At 60.3% G+C, this 22,475-nt stretch carries 18 protein-coding genes; 7 read left to right on the forward strand and 11 right to left on the reverse strand.

What is annotated here, in order from left to right:
• The 4 genes from pgl (at position 1) to F568_RS0104115 (ending at position 2,606) form a co-directional block, all read left to right on the forward strand.
• On the forward strand, positions 1–693 hold the full coding sequence (gene pgl / locus F568_RS0104095; protein ID WP_019017436.1) for a 6-phosphogluconolactonase: 693 nt from the start codon (positions 1–3) through the stop codon (positions 691–693).
• A 19-nt stretch (positions 694–712) separates the two neighbouring features.
• Positions 713–1,372: a bifunctional 4-hydroxy-2-oxoglutarate aldolase/2-dehydro-3-deoxy-phosphogluconate aldolase gene (locus F568_RS0104100; protein WP_019017437.1), complete on the forward strand. Its 660-nt coding sequence runs from the start codon at positions 713–715 to the stop codon at positions 1,370–1,372.
• Between the two features lie 270 nt (positions 1,373–1,642).
• On the forward strand, positions 1,643–2,269 hold the full coding sequence (locus F568_RS0104105) for a DUF938 domain-containing protein (protein WP_229804200.1): 627 nt from the start codon (positions 1,643–1,645) through the stop codon (positions 2,267–2,269).
• A gap of 91 nt (positions 2,270–2,360) precedes the next feature.
• On the forward strand, positions 2,361–2,606 hold the full coding sequence (locus F568_RS0104115; RefSeq protein ID WP_019017440.1) for a hypothetical protein: 246 nt from the start codon (positions 2,361–2,363) through the stop codon (positions 2,604–2,606).
• A gap of 76 nt (positions 2,607–2,682) precedes the next feature.
• Here the strand turns inward: F568_RS0104115 and F568_RS0104120 are convergent, their stop codons facing one another.
• The 6 genes from F568_RS0104120 to F568_RS0104145 all read right to left on the reverse strand — a co-directional run bounded on the left by F568_RS0104120 (position 2,683) and on the right by F568_RS0104145 (position 12,228).
• On the reverse strand, positions 2,683–4,089 hold the full coding sequence (locus tag F568_RS0104120) for a PhoH family protein (protein WP_019017441.1): 1,407 nt from the start codon (positions 4,087–4,089) through the stop codon (positions 2,683–2,685).
• A 431-nt stretch (positions 4,090–4,520) separates the two neighbouring features.
• Positions 4,521–6,683 carry an amylo-alpha-1,6-glucosidase gene (locus tag F568_RS0104125; RefSeq protein WP_019017442.1) on the reverse strand — a complete coding sequence of 721 codons (2,163 nt, stop codon included), beginning with the start codon at positions 6,681–6,683 and terminating at the stop codon, positions 4,521–4,523.
• A gap of 11 nt (positions 6,684–6,694) precedes the next feature.
• A complete protein-coding gene (locus tag F568_RS0104130; protein WP_019017443.1) occupies positions 6,695–7,768 on the reverse strand; it encodes a glycosyltransferase family 4 protein in 1,074 nt (357 codons plus the stop codon).
• 294 nt (positions 7,769–8,062) lie between these two features.
• Positions 8,063–8,449 carry a nitrite reductase small subunit NirD gene (gene nirD, locus F568_RS0104135; protein WP_019017444.1) on the reverse strand — a complete coding sequence of 129 codons (387 nt, stop codon included), beginning with the start codon at positions 8,447–8,449 and terminating at the stop codon, positions 8,063–8,065.
• A gap of 15 nt (positions 8,450–8,464) precedes the next feature.
• Positions 8,465–10,954: a nitrite reductase large subunit NirB gene (gene nirB, locus F568_RS0104140; RefSeq protein WP_019017445.1), complete on the reverse strand. Its 2,490-nt coding sequence runs from the start codon at positions 10,952–10,954 to the stop codon at positions 8,465–8,467.
• A gap of 2 nt (positions 10,955–10,956) precedes the next feature.
• Positions 10,957–12,228 carry an NAD(P)/FAD-dependent oxidoreductase gene (locus F568_RS0104145; protein WP_019017446.1) on the reverse strand — a complete coding sequence of 424 codons (1,272 nt, stop codon included), beginning with the start codon at positions 12,226–12,228 and terminating at the stop codon, positions 10,957–10,959.
• A 600-nt stretch (positions 12,229–12,828) separates the two neighbouring features.
• On the opposite strand from F568_RS0104145, the gene F568_RS0104150 reads away from it, so the two are divergent.
• Complete coding sequence (locus tag F568_RS0104150; RefSeq protein WP_019017447.1) at positions 12,829–15,561, forward strand: nitrate reductase; 2,733 nt, start codon at positions 12,829–12,831, stop codon at positions 15,559–15,561.
• Entirely contained in the window at positions 15,521–16,426 is a 906-nt protein-coding gene (gene cobA / locus F568_RS0104155; protein ID WP_019017448.1) for a uroporphyrinogen-III C-methyltransferase, read from the forward strand. The genes F568_RS0104150 and cobA overlap by 41 nt, the downstream gene beginning before the upstream one ends.
• A gap of 190 nt (positions 16,427–16,616) precedes the next feature.
• Here the strand turns inward: cobA and F568_RS0104160 are convergent, their stop codons facing one another.
• Positions 16,617–17,252, reverse strand: a complete 636-nt coding sequence (locus F568_RS0104160; RefSeq protein WP_019017449.1) for a hypothetical protein — start codon at positions 17,250–17,252, stop codon at positions 16,617–16,619.
• A gap of 89 nt (positions 17,253–17,341) precedes the next feature.
• Positions 17,342–18,286: a LysR substrate-binding domain-containing protein gene (locus F568_RS0104165; RefSeq protein WP_019017450.1), complete on the reverse strand. Its 945-nt coding sequence runs from the start codon at positions 18,284–18,286 to the stop codon at positions 17,342–17,344.
• 96 nt (positions 18,287–18,382) lie between these two features.
• Between F568_RS0104165 and F568_RS0104170 the strand changes: the two genes are divergently transcribed.
• The gene (locus F568_RS0104170) at positions 18,383–19,318 is read left to right on the forward strand and encodes a DMT family transporter (protein WP_156817338.1); all 936 of its coding nucleotides are present in this window, start codon (positions 18,383–18,385) and stop codon (positions 19,316–19,318) included.
• A gap of 69 nt (positions 19,319–19,387) precedes the next feature.
• Here F568_RS0104170 and F568_RS23785 read toward each other — a convergent pair whose 3' ends face one another.
• From F568_RS23785 to F568_RS22135, 3 genes are all read right to left on the reverse strand, one after another.
• The gene (locus F568_RS23785) at positions 19,388–20,347 is read right to left on the reverse strand and encodes an OmpA family protein (RefSeq protein ID WP_083932965.1); all 960 of its coding nucleotides are present in this window, start codon (positions 20,345–20,347) and stop codon (positions 19,388–19,390) included.
• The gene (locus F568_RS0104180) at positions 20,340–21,173 is read right to left on the reverse strand and encodes a motility protein A (protein WP_019017453.1); all 834 of its coding nucleotides are present in this window, start codon (positions 21,171–21,173) and stop codon (positions 20,340–20,342) included. Before F568_RS0104180 ends, F568_RS23785 begins: the two co-directional genes overlap by 8 nt.
• Positions 21,174–21,467: 294 nt before the next feature.
• Entirely contained in the window at positions 21,468–22,451 is a 984-nt protein-coding gene (locus F568_RS22135; RefSeq protein ID WP_083932966.1) for a DMT family transporter, read from the reverse strand.
• Positions 22,452–22,475 lie beyond the last annotated feature (24 nt).

Below are 22,475 nucleotides of genomic sequence, written 5' to 3' on the forward strand. Positions count from 1 at the left end.
ATGAGCAATACGGTCTCTTGCGGCACGCCCGAAGCGCCTCGCGATCAGTTGGCCGCGCAGCTCGCCGAAGCCGTGGCCGGTGCGTTGCTCGCCGATCTGGCGACGCAGGAACGCGTCTTGCTGGTGGTGTCCGGTGGCTCGACGCCAGTGCCGTTCTTTCATCGCCTCGCCTCCATGGATCTGCCTTGGGAGCGGGTCGATGTGACACTGGCCGATGAACGCTGGGTCGCCGAGGACGCCAAGGACAGCAATGCACGTCTGGTCCGTGAAAATCTGCTCCAAGGGCCGGCGGCGGCGGCGAGTTTCCATTCGCTGACGACGGCAGACAGCACGCCGGAGGTGGGTGCGCCGCAGGTGGCCAGCCGAATCGCCGACCTGCCATGGCCGGCCAGCGTCGTCATCCTGGGCATGGGGAGCGACGGGCATACCGCCTCGCTGTTTCCCGACAGTGGCGAGTTGGGGCTGGCACTGAGTACCGATGAAGCCACGGTTGCGGTGCGTGCACCAAGCGTGCCCCAGCCACGCATTACCCTGAGTGCAGGGCTACTGCATCAGGCGCGTCGCCACGTACTCCACATCGCCGGTGACGACAAGCGTAGCGTGTTGGCCAGGGCGATGGCCGGCGACGATGTTCGTGAATTGCCCATTCGCGCCTTTCTAGCCTGTCCTCTTGCCGTTTACTGGGCGCCCTGAACCGTTTCCGGAGCCAGATATGACCATCGAAAAACAATTGCCATCGACCCGCACGTCCGAGCTTGACAGCATCTGTTCCAAGGCGGAAATCATTCCTGTACTCACCATCGAGCGTCTGGAAGACGCCGTGCCGCTGGGGCGTGCCCTGTTCGAGGGTGGCCTGCCGGTCCTTGAGGTTACCCTGCGCACCGATTGCGCCCTGGAGGCTATACGACGCATGCGCGAGGCACTGCCGAAGGCCAGCATCGGGGCGGGAACTATCCTGACCACTGCTCAGTACCGTCAAGCCGAGCAGGCCGAGGTGGATTTCGTGGTGACGCCGGGGGCGACCGATGCCCTGTATCGCTATGGCGTGAGCAGCCCGGTACCGATGTTACCGGGCGTGGCCACCATTTCCGAGCTGATGAACGGCTGGCAGTACGGCTACCGGCGTTTCAAGTTCTTCCCGGCCGAGTCTAGCGGCGGCGCTGCAGCACTCAAGTCGTTTGCCGGTCCGATCTCCGAGGCAAAGTTCTGCCCCACCGGCGGCATCACGCCGGATAACGCGCAGGACTATCTCAAGCTGCCCAACGTCATGTGCGTGGGCGGCTCCTGGATCACGCCGAAGAAGCTGGTCGACGCCGGAGACTGGGACGGCATTTGTCAGTTGGCCCAGGAGGCCGTCGCCCGCTTCAGCTGAGCCGATCACGACGACACTAGCACTCTCTCGACAGCCTGAGCTGTTGTTCGGCCCGCCACTGGCGGGCCTTTTTTTGGTGATGCGCCTTCGCAACACTCCAAAGCCCTGGAGACAACCCACGCATATCCTGACGGGCCTCGATCATGCACTACCGGCAGATATGCTCCCTGAGCGACAGGAATCGAGCCTCTCGATAACGGCATGTACCGTCGTTTTGGCATAGCCTATGGGAAGATGCTTCATAATGAACGGGAGGATTGGATGCAGAGCATGGATTCAATAAGCGGTGCTGAACGTCTTTCCAGCCCCGCTGCGGCACGCAATCGAGAGCCTATCCTGGCCGTATTGAGGGAGGTGTTGCCCGAGCGCGGCAGAGTACTGGAAATCGCCAGTGGCAGCGGTGAGCACGCGCTTCACTTCGCGCGTCATCTGCCGTCTTTGCAATGGCAGCCGAGCGATCCCAGCGTTCAGGCATTGGATTCGATCACCGCCTGGCGCGACGCTGAACCGCTCACCAACCTTCTCGGACCGATCAGGCTGGATGTCACCGAACGGCCCTGGCCATGCCGGGACTTCGACGCTTTGGTCTGCATCAATATGCTCCACATTTCGCCTTGGCAGGCAGCTCAGGCCCTGCTGGCCGAAGCCGGTGAGCGTCTGCCCGCCGATGGTACGCTTTACCTGTATGGGCCGTTCCAACATCGTGACCAGCCACTGGCGCCAAGCAATGCCGACTTCGATGCCGACTTGCGGCGCCGCAATTCGCAATGGGGCATTCGCCACCTGGAGGATGTTCAGGCGGAAGGTGAGCGCCATGGTCTTGTGCTGGAACGCATCGTCGAGATGCCGGCCAATAATCTGAGCGTGGTGCTGCGACGCCGGAACGAGGATGCTTGATTAATCGGCCGCTGGCCCAAAGACTATGAGAACAAGGAAGGGTATCTGGCCAAGCTTGCCCGATGCGACAGACCATGAAAGGAGGCTTTCCATGACCGATTTTTCCACGGAGTTTCGCATGCCCAAGGGTTGCCCCAGCTGCGGCAGCCATCTCATGCGAGTCTCCAAGGCGCGTGATCCGGACGATAAAGTGTTCTGTGCATCCTGCAACTCCTACGTCTGTCTGTATCGGGAGGCTGAAGATCGTCTCGACAACGATCACAAGAGCCAGGCCGAGGATATGATTGAGAAGGTGACCAACAAGGACGAACGCGAGCTACCGCCGAAGCGTTCCTGAGTACGAAGTCCGTTGGGATATGAAACGCAGACAGCCCGCCTAGGCGGGCTGTCTGCGTTTTGCAGTAACAAAGTCGTTAGAGCAGGTCTTCTGCCGCCAGGGCCAGGCGTGAACGCTCGACACTCTTGAGCGTAACGTGTCCGGCATGTGGCCAGTCGCGGAATCGCTCCACGACGGCCGCCATGCCACAGGTATTGGCGGTCAGGTAAGGGGTATCGATCTGACCGACGTTGCCCAGGCAGACGATCTTGGTGTTGCGCCCGGCCCTCGAGATCAGGGACTTGAGCTGCTTGGGTGTGAAGTTCTGCGCCTCGTCGATGATCAGAAAAGTATCGTTCAGCGTTCGCCCGCGCATGAACGTAGGTGAACGAATCTGCACGCGTGAGCCGATCAATTGCCGCGTGGCGCCCTCGCTCCAACTCGAGGTGCCATCTTTTTCGTCGCGTAGCAGGTTGTCCATGTTGTCATGAAAGGCCCCCATCCAGGGCGACATCTTCTCCTCTTCGGTCCCCGGCAGAAAGCCGATGTCTTCGCCCATGGGAATCGGCGCCCGGGTGAACACGATGCGTTCGAAGAGCTTGGCGTCGAGCGTCTGCTGAAACGCCGCGGCCAGGGTCATGAACGTCTTGCCGGTGCCGGCGTTGCCGGCGATGGTGACCAGGTCGATTTCCGGGTCCATCAGCAGGTTGAGCGTAAAGTTCTGGCGACTGTCATGGGCATGCACGCCCCAGACGCCGGCATGGTGTCGATAGTTGGTCAGCAATTGCAGGCGTGCACGGCTGGGTGTCAGCTCGCGGACGATGGCCTCGAAGTCTGCCCCGTTATCGCTGTCGGACACCAGCATGCCGACATGCCAATCTTCCGGCATGTCGCCGCTGAGTTCGTAGAAGGTGTGGTGGTCGACGCGCTCTACCTGGACCTCGACGTTGAGCGCCTCCCATAGGCTCTTGCCGTCGCGGGTCGGCGTGTAGACCTTGACGCCATCGATCATCGCATCGCTATCGCTGAATACGCGATCGTTCAGATAATCCTCGACCGGCACGTTGAGAGCGGCGGCCTTGACGCGCAGGTTGATGTCCTTGGAAACGAGGATGACGGAAGCATCGGGGCGTTCGTCGCGCAGACGGCAGGTTTCCGCCAACAGTCGGTTGTCGGGGCTGTCGTCCAGGTGGTCCAGGGGTTTGAGGTCGTTGTAGCACAGAAAGCGCAGGCGTCCGGTCTGGCCGGTGCCGGGCAGGGGAATGCCACGCTGAATTTCGTCGAATGAAACATCGGAAGTGAGTTCGGAAAGGGTACGGCTTATCTGGCGGGCGGTGCGGGCAATTTCACGAATGCCGTTCTTGTGTTTGTCGAGCTCCTCGAGCACGGTCATCGGGATGACTACGTCATGTTCCTCGAACTGGTATAGGGCGGCGGGGTCGTGGATAAGGACGTTGGTGTCGAGTACATAGAGGCGGTTCGCTTTCTTGTCGATTCGGACCATCGGCGCAAGCACTCCTTGAAGTAACGGCAATAACGACGCTGACAGGTCAATATGACCGCCGGATGACCGGCTCCGGCGCATTGTCGGCATCGCCTCCTGACGTCGGCTTTTCTTGTGGTGGGGTTCCTCCTCGCATTGGCCTAACTCTCAAGATGCTATGTATGCTCCCGCTTCGCCAGTAGATTCTTTTAACGCTAGCGAGACGGCACCACAGACAAACCTCATCGATATACAGTGTTGGTTGTTCTTTCGAGTCCATGATGCTGGGCCAGCCAATGCTTGGCGGCCTGCTGCCCCACTATCGTGAAATGTGCAAAAAACGATCCTTCGCCGTTGAATGTGCTCGGAGCTGAAGTGCTTGCATGCGTAGCCAGCCCCTACGTACGGATAGGGGCTGGCAGAGCGATGTGAGAGCCGACCATCGGCTTGGGCTAGACCAGCACGCTGACCTGAATGTCACCCTGCTTGCGTTTCACATTGACGCTGACATCGTTCTCATGGCGTGCCAACGCCAGGTCGAGGACGGCATGGCCGACTCGCAAGCTGCGTATCTCCAAGGTGTTGATCCAGGTTGGCAACAGGGGGTGATCGAAGCGAAGACGCGGGGCGTCAGCGGAGAAATGCAGTCCAAGGCATGCCTGCAGAAGGTGGAACACGGCCCCTGCCGCCCACGCCTGGGGAGAACAGGCGACAGGATAGCGCGTGGGCCCTTGGCCCGGCTCGCGTGCGAAGCCACAGAACAATTCGGGAAGCCTGAAATCCTCCATGTGCATGGCCGCATCGAACAATCCGGTGATGACCCTGACTGCGGCAGCATGCTGGCCATAGCGGGCCAGGCCCTGGGCGATCATTGCATTGTCGTGTGGCCAGATCGAACCGTTGTGATAGGCCATCGGGTTGAAACGGGCTTCGCCTTCAGCCACCGTCCTGATGCCGAATCCGTTGAAGCTCTTGTCGTTCAGCAAGGTCTCGGCCAGGCGAGCAGCGCGGGAGGGCAGTGCAATACCGCTCCATAACGCATGCCCGGCGTTAGAGCTGCGTATCTTGCAGGGTCGCTTGTTGCCATCGAGCGCCAAGGCATAGCTGCCGATATCATCACACCAGAAGGCCTCGTCGAAGCGCTGGCGTAGCCGTTCGGCCTGCGCCTGGAGCTGCTCGGCTTGGTGTGTCAGACCGAGCAGATGGGCCAGCCGGGCGGCTCCCAACTTGGCGGCATATACATAACCCTGTACTTCACAGAGGGCGATCGGCCCTGTGGCATCACTGCCATCCGCGTTGAAGACGGAGTCGGCGGAATCCTTCCAGCCTTGCTGGATCAGCCCGCCATGCCGGCTTGCCTCATATTCGATGAATCCGTCGCTGTCGATATCACCGTGTTGATCGATCCAGGCCAGGGCCTGCTCGATCGCCGGCCAGAGGTTCTCGATGAAGTCCCGGTCACCCGTACGTGCGTAGTAGGCCTCGGCCAGCACCACGAATAACGGTGTCGAATCGATGCTGCCGTAGTAGTGCCGAAACGGCACCTCGCCGAGACGAGCCATCTCACCATCTCGGGTTTCGTGCAGTATCTTGCCAGGCGTCGCATCCTTCCCCACATTCTCAGTCGTTGACTGAGTAGCAGCGAGATAGCCGAGCACACCGCGGGCGAGGTCAGGGGCGAGCCAAAGTGTCTGCAGCGCAGTGATTAGCCCATCCCGACCGAATGCGGTACTGAACCAGGGCACTCCCGCATAAGGGTAAGGCCCGTGGGAAGTTTCGCTGACCAGCATATGCAGGTCGGCAGCTGACCGGTTCAGCCACTCATTGAACTGCTCATTATCGGAATAGAGTGCCCCAATCAAGGCGTAATCGCGATCCTTGCGCGTCTCGTGTGCCTGCATCACGGCATCGAAATCGTGGACTTGCTGCCGGGTGTCATCCGTGTCGCAGGCGACTGTGATAGTCAGTGCCTGCGATTGGTGTGGCGAAAGCGTCAGCACAAAGACCAGTCTATGGCCCGCCTCATGAGGCTCGACACTCTGCGGCGCACGGTCAAAACGTACACGGGTATGGCGTAACCGGGCATCCAGGCCATGATAGCCAAGGCAGACTTCACGTTCGCCGTAGGACGGTTCAAGTCCCGTACCCCGCTGCGGGCGAGTATTGCCACGGACCTCGAAGATATCGGCATAGTCCCCATCCAAGGTCATGCCCAAGCGTAGCGTGATCGTGTCGTTGCCGTAATTCTTGGCTGTAATGCGCTCATACAGCACACCATGCCAGAGCGTTTTGGTGCGGCGAAGGTGCACCGTGTCCTCGGCGATATGGGGCGTGGAGGCCAAGGTCTGGTCGACCGAGAAGCGCTGGTTGTCCCGGCTAACGGCCGAGTTGAGTAGCACGGGCTGCTGGCCATCGACATCGAGTTCCAGGCGTGACAGATAGCGAGTACCTTCGTGATAGAGCCCCTGCTCGCCGAGCCCGACCGGCAGGATATCTCCCAGCCGGTCGAACAGGGCGAATGACTCGCCGTGCTTGAGCACTCGGGTTCGGGCATCGGCGCGCGAGGAACTGGCATTGACGTACCACTGCTCGTTGACGCGAATCATGTCGTCCATGCGTAGACTCCTTACGCGGCCCGTAGACGGGTATTGCCACGAGGCCCGTTGCCAGAGTCGAGCAGCCGTTCGTAGCAGTGGACGTAGTTGCGTGCCATCGTGGATGCCGAGAAGCGTTGCTCGAAATACTGCCGGCAAGCGCGCCGATCGATGTTGTCGAGTTGGTCGAGCGCAGCGATAGCCTGCTCGACATCGTCGACCACGAAGCCGGAAACCCCCTCCTGCATGACTTCCGGCACGGAACCCTGGCGAAAGGCGATGACCGGGGTGCCGCAGGCCATTGCCTCGATCATGACCAGCCCGAATGGCTCTGGCCAAGTGATAGGAAACAGAAGCGCCTTGGCGTTGCCCAGGAAATCGTTCTTCTCACGCTCTCCGATCTCGCCGATAAAGTCGACCAGGGGATGTGAGAGCAGGGGCCGTACCTTCGTGTTGAAATATTCTTCGTCTACCTGGCTGTCGGTCGGCTTTGCCGCGATCCTGATTGGCGTACCGGTGCGCAGGGCGATTTCAATAGCGGTATGGGGCGCTTTTTCTGGCGAGAAGCGGCCAATGAAGGCGAGGTAATCGCCAGGCGCTTCGTTTAGCCGGTACAGCGTTTCGGGCAAGCCATGGTAGACGGTATCGAGCCAATTGACGTTCTTGAGTGGCAAGCGCTGGTGATTGGAAATCGACACCAGGGGCTCATTGGGGAAGCGCGCGAACAACGGATAGGCGTCTGCTATATCGAGACGACCATGAAGTGTGGTGAGGTGGGGCACGTCGAGATAGCGCAGGGGCAAAAAGTGGGCATGATAATCGGTGTGAAAGTGGATTACGTCGAAATCGCCGGCACGCTGCAGCACGGTATCGATCTGGGCCAACAGGTGCGAGACACGATCGATGACACTGCTGTCGGTACGCAGCGAACGCTCCCTCAAGGGGACGAGAGTGGCCGATGTCTGTGAGTCGCCGCTGGCGAACAGCGTGACATCATGGCCCAGCGCAACCAACTCCTCGGTGAGATAGGAAACGACACGTTCGGTACCGCCGTACTGTTTGGGGGGAATGGCTTCGGTAAGCGGCGGAACTTGAGCGATCTTCATCCTGAATATTCCTCCGATAAGTCACAACGGAAAAATGCCTACCAGAATGAAGCGAGTGTGGCAGCGAGCTAGACGGGGTTGCTTCATGCCGCACTCGCGCCTTCGGCGCGGGCAAGCCTGCCGAGGGCGAGCTAAGCAATGAGGGTTCCAGATGAAAAAATCAAGAGCGATACGCAGCGAAGCGAAACATGAGCGCTATCTCGCTGCGTATCGGAAGGAGTACATCGTCAGGGCTGAAGAGACACTGCCACACCTGAACAGCGGTGCACGATTCGGGTGTGGCAGGAGAGGGCACTAATGGGACAGCTTGACCATTACCTGGTCGCCGTCGAACCTGACGGGCCAAGTGCGTAGCTTCACTGAATCATCCTCTACGCAGCGGCCATCCTTGAGGCGATAGTGCTGCTTGTAGAGCGGTGAGGCCACTACCGGCTCACCTTTTACGTCACCGATGATGCCGCGAGCGATGACGTTGGCCTTGCCTAGTGGATCGTGATTATCGACGGCGAACAGCTCGGTCTCGTAACCCGGTATGTAGAACAGGGCGACCTGGGCGGGGCCTGTCTCGGTTTCCAGCCAGGCGGCCACGCCGGAAAACTCGACCAGATCCGCCCAGGTGCACAATGCTTGCCAGTTCACGTCGGTCCCGGTCTTGGATTTGAGTGCGGTTGCAGTGCTCATGGTTCTCTCCTCGAATTAAGCCGGACGCAGCTGGCCGCGCTCTTCCGTCACGATAATGTCCGGATCGGGGCGCTGATCATTGACGAAGCTCCGGAAACGCTTGAGTTTCTCCGGGTCCTTGATCGCATTGGCCCACTCGCATTCGTAGTTGTCGATGACGGTCTGCATCTGGCTTTCGAGGTCCTCGGCCAGGCCCAGACTGTCGTTGATTACCACGTCCTTGATGTAATCGAGGCCGCCCTCGAGATTCTCGCGCCATACCGAGGTGCGTTGCAGACGGTCGGCGGTGCGCACGTAGAACATCAGGAAGCGGTCGATGTATTTGACCAGTGTCTCGTCATCGAGGTCGGTGGCGAGCAGTTCGGCATGGCGCGGGCGCATACCGCCGTTACCACAGACGTAAAGGTTCCAGCCGTTCTCTGTGGCGATCACGCCGACATCCTTGCTCTGTGCCTCGGCACACTCACGGGTACAGCCGGAAACGGCAAACTTGATCTTGTGCGGTGAACGCAGGCCCTTGTAGCGGTTCTCCAATTGGATCGCCATGCCTACGCTGTCCTGCACGCCGTAGCGGCACCAGGTGCTGCCGACACAGGACTTCACCGTACGCAGCGATTTGCCATAGGCGTGCCCGGTCTCGAAGCCGGCGTCGATCAATTCTTGCCAGATATCGGGCAGCTGTTCGAGGCGTGCGCCAAACAGGTCGATGCGCTGACCGCCGGTAATCTTGGTGTAAAGGTCGTACTTCTTGCCCACCTGGCCGAGAACCAGCAGCTTGTCGGGCGTTATCTCACCCCCCGGAATACGCGGCACGATGGAGTAGGTGCCGTTCTTCTGCATGTTAGCCATGAAGGTGTCGTTGGTGTCCTGCAGCGGCACGTGAGCGGCATTGGTAATCGGCTCGTTGAAGCACGAGGCGAGGATCGAGGCCACGGCGGGCTTGCAGATATCGCAGCCCAGGCCGTGCCCATGCTTTTTGATCAGCTCGCTGAAGGTCTTGATACCCTCGACACGCACGATGGAGTAGAGCTCCTGGCGAGTGTGGGCGAAGTGTTCGCAGATCGATTGATCGACCTCCACGCCGCGGGCTTCTAGCTCGCTATCGACCACGCTCTTGAGCAATGCCGCGCAGCCACCGCAACCGGTGCTGGCCTTGGTCTCGCCCTTGACTGCCGCAAGATCGGCAGCGCCGGCGTCGATAGCCGCGCAGATCGCCCCTTTGGTGACGTTGTGGCACGAGCAGATCGAGGCGGTGTCGGGTAGGGCATCGGGCCCCAGTGTCGGTGCGCCTTCGCTGCTGGGCAGGATCAACGAGGCCGGATCTGCAGGCAGTTCCAGGCCGTTACTGTAGTACTGCATCAGCGTGTCGTAATAGCTGTTGTCGCCGACCAGCATGGCGCCAAGCAGCTTCTTGCCGTCGCTGGAGACGACCAGCTTACGGTATTCCTGCTTGATCTCGTCGAGGTAGCGGAACATGCGTGCGCTAGGCGAGCGGTCGCCGTGGGCGTCGCCGATGGCACCGACATCGACCCCCATCAGCTTGAGCTTGGTGCTCATGTCGGCGCCGCGGAAGGTTGTCTCACCTTCGGTCAGCGTGTCGACCGCCACCTTGGCCATCTGATAGCCGGGGGCGACCAGGCCGAAAATGCTGTTGTTCCACAGCGCACACTCACCGATGGCCAGGATCGCCGGGTCGCTGGTCAGGCACTTATCATCGATCACGATTCCGCCACGCTCGCCCAGTTCCAGCTTGCAGTCGCGGGCCAGCTCATCGCGCGGGCGAATCCCCGCCGAGAACACGATCAGGTCGGTTTCGAGCACCTTATCGTCCTGGAACACCATGCGATGGAAGCTGGTCTCGCCATCGACAATCTCTTGGGTGGCGCGACCGGTAAGCACCTGTACACCCAGATCTTCGATCTTCTCGCGCAGCAGCTCGCCGCCCTCGGTATCGACCTGCATGGGCATCAGGCGCGGGGCGAATTCCACCACGGCGGTGTCAAGATTGAGGCCGCGCAAGGCATTGGCGGCTTCCAGGCCCAGCAGGCCGCCGCCGACGACGACCCCCGTGTTGGCGTTTTCGGCAGCCGCACGGATAGCGTCCAGGTCATCCAGCGTACGGTAGACCAGGCAATTTGGGCGGTCCCCGCCGGGAATCGGCGGTACGAAGGGATAAGAGCCAGTGGCCAGGACCAGGCGATCATAGCTATAGGTTCCTTGGTCACTGATGACTTGGCTGGCATCGCGGTCAATCGCGGTAACGGCTTCGTTCAGGCGCAGTTCGATGCCGTTGGCGGCATAGAAGTCGGCATCGCACATGGCCAGTGATTGCGCGTCGCGGCCCGCGAAATACTCTGACAGATGCACTCGGTCGTAGGCACGGTGACGCTCTTCACCGAAGACGATGATGTCGAAGCGCTCGGTGGCGTTGCGCTCGATCAACTGTTCGACCATGTGGTGGCCGACCATGCCGTTGCCGATGACGATCAGACGTTGCTTGCTCATGGTTATGCGGCCTCCTCAAGAAGCGGTTTGGCATCGCCGGCGCCGAACAACAGGGCCTGACGACAGACGCCGAGATCGCGCCCGGCGAGGGATTGTTCGGAGTACCAGGGGCCGAAAGCGGTGTCGCCGTAGAGGACGGCGCCTTCGATCCGGTTGTCGCGAAGCAGCAGGCGGCGATAATCGCCTTGCTGCGGGTCGTGGTAGGTCAACACTTCATGCCCCTCGTCGGGCTCGATAGGGCCGAAGGCATATAGCGAAATGCCACTGATCTTGAGCTTGGTGGCCGTTGGCGCCTCGACATAACCGTCAATGGACTCATGACAGAGTTTGGCGGTCAGCACCTCGACCTGGCGCCAGATTGGTTCGACCAGGCCGTAGGTCTGGCCTTCGAATTCGCAGCATTCACCGAGCGCATGGATTGCCGGGTCGCTGGTGGTCAGCCAGGGATCCACGACGATGCCGCGTGACGTCGCAAGGCCTATCCAAGTGCCGAGTTCCGCATTGGGAACGATGCCGGCAGCCACCACCACGCAATCGGCGTCCAGGCGGCAGCCGTCGGCGAGATGCACGGCACGTACATAGCCTTGGCCGTCGCCTTCGAGGCCGCTTAGTCGGGCACCCGTGATGACGTTCAGGCCGCGCTTTTCAAGCTCGTCCTGCAGTAATGTGGCGGCGGTGACGTCGAGTTGACGGTTCATCAGTTGCTGGCTGCGCTGCAGTACCGTGACTTGCATGCCACGCTTGCGCAGACCTTCGGCCGCTTCCAGGCCCAGTAGTCCCCCCCCGATGACAACGGCATGATTGGTGTGGGCAGTGGCGTTCTGTGCGACATGGGTCAATGCCGCGGCGTCGTCGAGATCGCGAAAGCCATGCACGCCGACCAGGCCGATACCCGGCACGCTGGGCATTGCCGGGCGCGAACCGGTAGCCAGCACCAGCCGGTCGTAGGCAATATCTCGGCCGCTATCGGTTACAACACGGTGGTGCTTACGGTCCACGTCGATGACCCGCTCACCGAGCACCAGCTCTACGCCAACGTCGGCATACCAGTCCGCGTCGCGCAGGGTCAGGGCCTGACGCTCGGTTTCTCCCGCCAGCCAGGGCGACAGCAGTATCCGGTTGTAGGCCGGTGAGGGCTCCGCGCCGATTACGGTGATTCGCTGCGGCCGACGCTCGTGCTTGAGTAGCGCCTCGAGCAGGCGATGACCGGCCATGCCGTTGCCAACAATCACCAGATGCTCGTCGTTGCTTGGTGGTGTCTCGTGAGTCCGCATGCTGCGTTACTCCCATCAACGAAAAGGCGCCTGACGGCGGGAAGACTGCTATGTCTTCGCTCCGTCAGGCGCCTTTGCCTAATTCGGTGTTACGTGTGTTGTCGTGTCGGCCACTTCCTGTAATCGACTAGTGGCAGCGGGACGTCGATGCCAGTGAATGGCGAATCGGGATCATCGTTGATCCATGTCCTTGCCTAGGTATAAGCGAATAGCGTGCCAGTAATATATTCATCTTCTATATCAATGCATTGGAGTTGTGTTGTTATTTTCGGCACCGCCAGAGTGTGCCGTAACGTTCATGGTCTGTGCAGACCGAGATGTTTATGCACCAGTGTGGCGCGATTCTTTACTGAGGTTGGAGGTAAACGGAGTAGGGGTAGGTAATTTGTTTTTATAAATATATGTTTATTATGAGTTATTTTTTTAGAGGCGTAATTGTTGCTCGTTGTATGGGAGGTTATTTTCGACAAGTTCTCAGGCGGTTGGCCAATGGCGGCACACCGCAGCAAGGAAGAGAACAAAGGCGAACCAACGATTCCGGGCAAAGGGGCTCGATCCGCACATGGCGGGTCGAGCCCCTTTCTCCTATCAGGAGGCGACATGACGAAGGCTTCCACGACATGCCCCTACTGCGGTGTCGGCTGTGGCGTAATCGCCACTCATGACGGACATACCGTGACAGGCGTCGAGGGCGACCGCGACCATCCCGCCAACTATGGGCGCCTATGCGTCAAGGGGTCGGCGCTTCATGAAACGCTGGGGGCGCAAGGCCGCCTGACTCGTCCGCGTGTCGATGGCGTCGAGGTCGATTGGGAAACAGCGATTTCTAGCGTGGCAGAACGTCTTGCTGCAACTCAGCGCGACTACGGTCGCCAATCCGTGGCGGCTTATCTATCCGGCCAGTTGCTGACCGAGGACTATTACCTCGCCAATAAATTGTTCAAGGGGTTTCTCGGCACGCCGCACCTGGATACCAACTCGCGGCTGTGCATGGCCTCGGCTGTTGCCGCTTACAAGCGGTCGCTGGGCGCCGACGCCGTACCCTGCAACTATGAGGACCTGGAAGAGGCCGAGCTGGTGGTACTGGTCGGCTCCAATCTGGCCTGGAACCATCCGGTACTGTTTCAGCGACTGCGCACCGCCAAGCAGCGCAACCCACTGATGCGCGTGGTGGTCATCGATCCGCGTGTGACTGACACCTGCGAGATCGCCGACCTCTATCTGGGCGTGAAGCCGGGGAGCGATGCGCGCCTGTTCAACGGACTGCTTGCCTGGATGGAATCCAAGAAGCGTCTCGACCAGGTCTACCTCGCGCAGTACACCCAGGGCATCGATGATGCGCTGGCTGCGGCCCGTGAAGATGACTGTTCCATCGAGGCGATTGCTACCGACTGTGATGTCGATCCTGAGCGTCTGGAGACGTTCTTCTACTGGTTCGCTACGCAATTGCACGTAGTGACGATGTATTCCCAAGGTATCAATCAGTCGACCAGCGGTACCGACAAATGTAATGCGATCATCAATTGTCACTTGGCCGGCGGCAAGATCGGCCTGCCCGGTGCGGGGCCGTTCTCGATCACCGGCCAGCCCAACGCCATGGGCGGGCGCGAGGTGGGCGGGTTGGCCAACCAACTTGCTGCGCATATGGACTACCACATGCCCGGCGCCATCGATCGTGTCACGCGTTTCTGGTCCACCGGATCATTGACGCCGAGCCTGCCTGAGGGGCCGGGCTACAAGGCGGTCGACCTATTTGACGCTATTGAAAGAGGCGAGATTCGGGCGATTTGGATCATGGCGACGAATCCCGGCGTCAGCCTACCCGATGCCAACCGTATGCGCCGCATCCTCGAGGCCTGCCCGCTGGTGATCGTCTCCGACTGCATGGCCAATGCCGATATTCTGCAATATGCCGATATCGTGCTGCCGGCCTCGAGCTGGTCCGAGAAGGACGGTACTGTTACCAATTCCGAACGACGCATTTCGCGCCAGCGTGGTTTGCTGCCCCCGCCGGGTGAAGCTCGTCATGATTGGTGGATCATGACCCAGGTGGCAAGTCGCATGGGCTTCGGTGAGGCGTTCGCTTATACGCACCCCTGCGAGATCTTCGATGAGCATGCCCGGCTGTCTGGCTTCGAGAACGAGGGGGTAGCCGCTCGGATATTCGACATCTCGGGACTTGTCGGACTCGATCGAGAGGCCTATGACGCGCTCGCTCCGATCCAGTGGCCGGTCACTGCCGCCGCCCCGCAAGGAACGGCGCGATTGTTTACCGATGGTTGTTTCGCCACCCCGGATGGCCTCGCCAGGCTGATTCCTGTTCGCCCGCGTGGCCCTGAGCAGGCGTTGAGCGAGTCGCGTCCACTGCGCCTCAACACTGGTCGTGTGCGTGACCAGTGGCACACCATGACACGCACCGCCCGCGCGCCGCGCTTGATGAACCACCGCGCTGAGCCGTTCATCGAGGTGCACCCTGAAGATGCCGCGAGCCTTGGCCTGAGCGACCAGCAACTGGCGCGTCTTGACGGGGCTGGCGGCGATTATATCGGGCGCGTGCGCGTTTCGAATGCCATGCGCCAGGGCGAAGTCTTCGTGCCCATGCACTGGAACGATAGTTTCAGTGGCCGAGCGCGAATGGGCGGCCTGCTCTCCGCTCATGTTGATCCGGTCTCAGGGCAGCCCGAGTCCAAGCATGGCGCTGTGGAGATGGCGCCGCTGAATACAGGCTGGGAGGCCACGCTGATTGTCGCCGCCGATAGCGATTGCGAACCCGTCTGGCGTGACGAGAGCACTTATTGGGCATATATTCCGCTGGCAAACAGCCAGCGCTGGCAACTGGCCGGTGGTAAGCCACAGGAACCGTCGCGAGACTGGCTGAGTTGGGCCAAGGCCCACCTGCCCGGTGAGCCGGCACTATGGGCTGAGGATGCCGGTAGTGGTCGTCTGCGTGCTGCGGGTTTTGAGAATGGCCGTCTGTGCTGGTGGCTGATGGTGGGCTCGCCCACCGAACTGCCGGCTCTCAACTGGCTGGATGCACGTTTCGCCGAGGCGGCACTCGACACGCCGCTATCCAGCGACCTGCGTCGCCGCTTGCTGGCCGGATGCGATGCTGGCGAAGCCGATGCCGGCCCGACCATCTGTAGCTGCCATCAAGTCGGCCGCAAAGCCATCGTCGAGGCCATCCGCAATGGCGACGCCAACGTCGAGGCGCTGGGTGCCCGGCTGGCCTGCGGGACCCAATGTGGCTCCTGCATTCCCGAATTGAAATCATTGATCGAAGAGGAAACTGCGCATGTTCTCGCAACTCAAGCAGTGGAAGCCGAAACTGCCTGATTTCTTGGGCTTCCTGCCCCGCCTGACGGGCGGCTCGCGGGGTCTTTCGGTCATGAGTGGCCTGAAGCAAAGTAATGACGACACTTTTCTGACCACTCGCGGCGAGTGCCGCCAGGGGACGGTCTATCTGGTGGGCGCCGGGCCGGGCAGCGCCGATCTGCTCACACTACGGGCCGCACGCCTATTGACCCAGGCCGACGCCGTCGTCTATGACCGTCTGGTCGGTGATGACATCCTGGCGATGATTCCTGCAGGTCGTGAGCGCTACTATGCCGGCAAGGCCGCCGGACACCACAGCGTGCCGCAGGCCGAGATCGGCGCCATGCTGGTCAAGCTGGCGCGGGCAGGCAAGTCGGTGGTGCGCTTGAAGGGGGGGGACCCCGGTGTGTTCGGGCGCATGGGCGAAGAACTCAACGCACTGTACGGTGCCAGGATTCCCGCCGAGATCGTACCTGGTATCACCGCGGCCTCTGGTGCGGCTGCCGCGATGGGCATGGCGCTGACCGACCGTGCCCACGCCCAGCAACTACGTTTCATTACCGCCCAGCAGTGCCGTGTCGACGGCACGCCCGATTGGCAAGGGCTGGCGCGCAAGGATGAGACATTGGTGTTCTATATGGGGTTGTCGAAAGTCGAGGCGATCAGCCGCGGCCTGCGCGGTGCCGGGTTGCCCGATGACTGGCCGATGATGCTCATCGCCAACGCCAGCTTACCCGAGCAGCAAACCTTGATCAGCACCCTGGCTGACATGCCGCAGAGTCTTGCCGATAACCCGCTTCCGTCACCGTGCCTGATCGTGGTGGGCAGCGTGGTGCAAATGGCTGAAGAAGCGCAGCAACAAGCGAAGGATGCGAGAAAGGCATGAGGAAGTTGTACTTTGCCCTGGCTGTCTTGGTGTGGGGAAAGAAGAGCAAGGGTGAAGAGGGTGGAGGTTGCAGAGAGACTGCAACCTCATGCTCTTTTAGGGATGTTGAGCGTACTTCATGGAACGCTTGCATCATGATGGAAAGGCAAAGCGTATCTGGCGTAAGGATTGAAGCCAGCTTAAGGGGAGGTTATTCATTGCTATGATCTGTGAAAACAATACGGTTCAATTTTCCAACTTGATAAATGTCATGCATGTACAATTCGAGTTTTGAGGCGGCGTAAGTCAGAAGGATGGAAAGGTAAATCAGAATCATCAGCACTAGCTCATCATTAAGCCATGACAGCTGGCTTATGGAGACTTCGTAAGCGACCGTGTAAACGCTCATGGCTCCCCAAAACAGCGCCAGCAAGCTATTGGCGATAATGAATGTGATTAGCACACCTCTCAAGTCCTTTGAAGGCGGGCTTGTCTTCCAGAACGGCAAATGAAGGATCTTTAGGCAACCGTTCAAGACAATATTTTTTTTCCGCCTGAGCAACGGCTCTGCGTATTTTTGCCGTCTGTCACCGGTTAACGCAGCGAGTACGATTCGGTAATCGAATCCATTCCCGAAAATACGGTTTACCGCCTGAATGAAGCCTGGAGAAGAACCTGTTTCCGCATACTCGTTCGCCTTTTCGGACAGGATTTCCAGTTCCTTGCTCAGGGCGCGAGGGCGTTGCTCTTCATCATCAAAGTTCAAATTATAATGGACGTCATACACTTGATATAACGCTATGGTGACCCCAACAAAGATCATGAAAAATATAAAAAAGCTCAACATGGGATACGCCCTTATCGTTTTGAATATCCATTGAAATCTTGTTGCGTCCGCTTTGCCCGAAAGCTGGCTGCCTCGATAACGCCGGTGAGTCAGCGATCTTGACCGAATTCTCTCCGAAACCGCTCCGCTTCCTCAACCAACCAGTCGATAAAACGTTGCACCGCCGGCGGTGCGTTGCCAGTGGCGGGCAGAATCAAATCGTAGGTGAACGGCGAGTCGATCACATAGCGATGCCCGAAGGGCCGTACCAGCACACCGCTGGCGAGCCGGTCGGCGGCCACGGCAGGGTTGGCGAGCATCACCCCGCGCCCGGCGATCGTCTGGTCGAGCGCCATGCCATAAAGGGAAAAGCGACGCTGGATCGGCACTTCCACACCGTTCAGACCGGCGGCGTCGAACCACTCACTCCAGCCGGGGAAGGCGATGTTCTGCCGTGATTGCCAGACAACCTCAAGGAGTGGGTGAGCGAGCAGATCGGCAGGAGTATTGATGGGCGCGCGCTCCAGCAGTGTAGGGGCGCAGACTGGGAATAGCTCGTCCTCGAACAGTCGTATCGCCCTCACACCGGGCCAGGGGCCGCGGCCGTAGCGCAGGGCAATACGTGCGCCGCCAGCGTGCCATGTCGGTGCGGTCAGGTCCTGATCCGCATCCAGAGAAATTTCTATCTGGGTCTCATGTGGCTCAAAACCCGCCAGGCGCGGCAACAGCCAGAACTGGGCGGCCGATGGCGGGGCGCTCAAGGTCAGCCTAATAGCCGAACGGGCCCGCTCGTTGGCTGCCTGGACGCCGCTGGCGATTCGCGCCAGTCCCGCACTGACATCTTCGGCCAGCAATCGCCCGGCCTCGTTGACGCGTACTCCGTTGGCATGGCGCTCGAACAGCGCTATGCCCAGCCGGTCCTCGAGTTGTTTGACCTGGCGGCTGACGGCGCCCGGCGTCACACCCAAGCGGCTCGCTGCCGTCTTGAAATTGCCGGCCCGTGCTGCCTCGGCGAAAGCTCGAAGCGCGTTTAGAGGTAGTCGTTCAATCTTCAAGGTTGAGTTTTCCTGAGCCTAGGGTGGCAGATTAATCGGTTGGAGCCGGTCGTGCCAATTGTTCCAATGGTGCCATTCCAACTCGGGAGAAATGCCATGAACGATTCCAGAGCCTCCACAGCTGGCAACGTGGACAGAGTGACTTATGCTCACGGTAGGCGATCTATCGACATGTCTGCCAGCGTGCTGATGACGCTATTCTGTCTGGCGTTGGGTTTCCAGCAGGTGGCGATCAAGGCGGTAGCTGCCGATGTCTCACCGCTGGCTCAGATCGCTCTTCGCTCGCTGGTGGCGGCAGTATTGGTAGGGGGGCTGGTGTGCTGGCGAGGCATCGGTCTGGCGGATTTGCGTGCTTGGCTGGGGCCCGGACTGTTGGTGGGGCTGGGTTTTACTGCCGAGTTTGCCTTCGTGGCGTTGGGGCTGAATTACACATTGGCCTCGCACATGTCGGTGTTCCTGTATACCGCGCCGGTGTTCGCCGCCCTTGGTCTGCATTTTCTGGTGCCGGGTGAGCAGTTGGATAGGCGGCAGTGGTGGGGCATTGCGCTGGCGTTCGTGGGGATGGTGATCGCCATGGCACCGACGACCGATCACGCCAATGCTGCCGCTATTGTATTGGGCGATGTGCTGGGGCTGTTGGCAGGCTTGTCGTGGGCGGCTACCACGCTAGTGTTGCGTCGCTCGTCGCTTTCCGAGGCGCCGGCGGAGCAGGCATTATGCTATCAGCTGAGTGTCGCCGCGCTGCTGCTGATGCCGGCGGCGATCTGGGCCGGTGATGTGGGAACCATGCAAGTGTCGCGGCTGGCGCTGGCCAGCCTGAGCTTTCAGGCGTTGGTGATCTCGTTCGGGGCGTTGCTGTTATGGTTCTCGTTGCTGCGCCGCTACTGGGCTTCGCAACTCGGCGTGTTCTCATTCCTATCGCCAGTGTTCGGCGTGTTATTCGGTGCTGTGCTGTTGAACGAGCCGCTTACCGCCAATTTCATGATTGGCGGTGGCGTTATCCTGAGTGGCATTGTCCTGGTGACCCGTTAAAGTGCGGGTTCCAGCATGGCCTCGTCCGCGTCACTACACGTAATTCAGGCAGACGAGACCAAAGGGGCTTTAACGGGTTTCGTGAATGATCACTTCTACCCGGCGGTTAGCGGCGCGGCCTGCAACGGTGTCGTTGCTGGCTATTGGCTGGGTATCGGCGTAGCCGATGGCACGCATACGCGAAGCGTCGATGCCGGCCTCGCTCAGGTAGCGCAGGATCGACGTGGCACGCATGCTCGACAACTCCCAGTTCGACGGGAAACGCGGCGTGTTGATCGAACGGCTATCGGAATGACCTTCTACCGAAATCGTGCCCTCGAGCTCATCGAGCATCGCCACCAATCGCTGGATCACATCGCGTCCTTCATCGGTCAGGGTCGCATCGGCAGAGTCGAAAAGCAGATGATCCTGAATGCGCAGGGTGATGCCCTGCTTGATACGTGATACCTCGACGCCTTCGATGGTCGGCAGGGCGTCGGCTTCCTGCACTGCCTTGTCGATGGCTGACGCTGCCGCTACCGCCTGCGGGTCAATGAGCGGCTTGGCTACCGCCAGTGCGGCGTCAATAGCGGTCTCGTTGATCATCGGCTTGGCTACCGCCAGTACGGCATCGATGGCCGCCTCGCTGATCATCGGCTTGGCTGCCACGGCAATGGCGGCTGCCCTGGCCTGGGGAGCCAGTTCCGGTATCTCGGTAATGCGAACTGCTGCGGCAACGGCCGTTTCGCTGACCAGGGGCGGCGGGGCGATCGAAACCGTTGCCGTGTCGATTGCTGCCTGCACGGCCGCGTCGGTCAGGGCGGGGGCCACGCTGGTTGCCGGTTCGACACTGCTCCTTGGCGTTTCCGGGCGCAACAGTCCGCCCAGGCCGCTTGCCTGTCCCGAGACGGTCAGCAACAGGACGAACAAGGCCACCAGCAAGGTCATGATATCGAGGTAACTGACCATCCAGCCGTCGTTGTCCCGCTCCCCCGCGTGAGTGCCCAGCAACACATCATATCGATGCCCCGAGTTGTGCCGATCAAGCATGGGGCATGGCCTCGCCGCTGCCAGCGGCCTTGCTGTCAGCAGCCTTGTCCGGCGCCACCTCACGTATCTCGTCGTGATAACTGGCCATGAATGAGTTCAGCGTCTCTTCGATGAAGGAGGGTAGGCGACGCTTGGACATCAGTGAGACGCCTTCGAGCACCATGTTCATGGCGATCAGGCGCTCTTCGGTGCGCCGCTCCAGCTTCACTGCAATCGGCTTGAAGACCAGATTGGCCAGCAGGATGCCGTAGAAGGTAGTCAGCAGGGCCACGGCCATACGGGGCCCGATCTCGGCAAGGTTGCTGGTATTCATGATTTCGAGCATGTTGACCAGCCCCACCAAGGTGCCCAGCATGCCAAAGGCCGGGGCATAACTGGCCATGGTGCGAAACACCTGGGCTTCGGCCATTTCGCGCGCCTTGAGGCGGGCGATACGCCAGCGTAGCAGGTCGATGATTTCCTCTTCCTTGGTGTGATCGATCACTAGCTGCACACCGGTGCGCAGGAAGGGATTGCGTGTGCCCTTCAACGCTTTCTCCACCGCCCTGACATTGCCCTTGAACCACAGCCGCGACATATCGACCAGTTCCTTGATGTCGTCGTTGACGTAGCTGTTCTCACGGCGAAAGACGATGCCCACCAGGCGCACCACACGCAGTACCTCGCGCAGGGGATAGCTGATGAAGGTGGCCGCAAGGGTGCCGGTGATGACGATGGCCAGACCGGGTAGGTTGATAAAGCTCAGCGCCGATTCCGCGCTGAGCAGCACGACACAGGCCAGCATGATAATACTGGCGGCGATACCGATGAGTGTGGAGGGGTTCATGCGTGGTCCCGAGTGGCTGCGGTTTCTCTAAAGAAGCGGCAATACCGGCCGATACTCCGATAAAGACCAAAACTCCGAGGCTCCAGCATAGCCGTATCGTCTTCCAGCAAAGCTTGGAAATGCGCCCGGGGGTGGGCTCAGTTCTTGGCGCGGCGGAAACGAGACGAGCGTCTGGATCTGACTCGCGCACGAGTCGGCTTTTAACGCGGCTGTGGGGCGAGCTCAGGCAATTTCAGATAGATTCTAGGACTTTCCGTGTCTTCTCGATCCGCCGGAATCCTTTAGCCGCTGAGTTCATTGCCGAATGGCTGTGACACCTGTTTCGTAGCTACGCGAAGGTCGGTTGAGCAAGGCCATGCCTGCCCCCAGCAGGCCCAATAGCACCCCGATACACCCCAGCACACCGGGGTACTCATCGAACATCAGCGTGGCCCATACGATGGTAGTCGCGGGCGTCAGCGCGATCAGTGCAGCGACAGTCGTGGCGCCAAAGCGCTGCAAGCCGGCATTAAAAAAGCCATAGCCGCCAAATGTGGCCAGCAGGACGAGCCAGGCCAGGGCAGATAGTGTCTTTTCCGTCAGCGGCGGGGGAGCGAGCCCGTGCACACCCGATTCAATGACTGCTGCGCCAAAGAAAAGGAGCGAGGCGGCGCTCCATTGGAGCATCATTCGGGTTATCAAGGGCAAGGGAGAGGGTTTTTTCAGCGTCAGCACGCTGCCCAGCGTGACCGCCGCTACCGACAGGACTGGCAGGCCATAGGCCCAGAGCGGGGCGTTGCCCAAACTCTGGAAATCGTCCGTGATACCCAGCCCGGCGCCCAACGTCGCAATGCCCATGCCAATCCATTGTAAGGGGCGCGAGGCATGGCCCAGCCAGCCACTGGCTAGCACCAGGGTGGCCAAGGGCTGCAGGGCGCCGATCAGTGCCGTCAGGCCGACGCTGACACCGGCTTCGACGGCTAGCAGCATGGCCAACAAATACACGCCGACGGTCAGCGTCCCTATGCTCGCCTCATGGAGGATCAACGAGAGTTTCATGGGAGGGCGGCCGTAGCCGCGGAAATACCGTGCACACCAGGCACCTGCCATCAAGGCGGCCAGAAGAAAACGCCATGCGTAGAGCGACAGGGCAGGCGCTTCGCTGACAACCGATAGTCGGCTACCCACGAAACCGCTACTCCAGCACAGCACGAACCCAGATGCCACGGCTATCCCAGCCACCGTTTTATGGACCCGGGATGAAAGCCGACCGGGGATTTCGCGATCCATGGTCGACATAAGAAAACCTCATCGAGTGACTTG

It is taken from the genome of Modicisalibacter luteus DSM 23508, assembly GCF_000378505.1.
In the GTDB taxonomy this organism is placed as follows: Bacteria; Pseudomonadota; Gammaproteobacteria; order Pseudomonadales; family Halomonadaceae; genus Modicisalibacter; species Modicisalibacter luteus.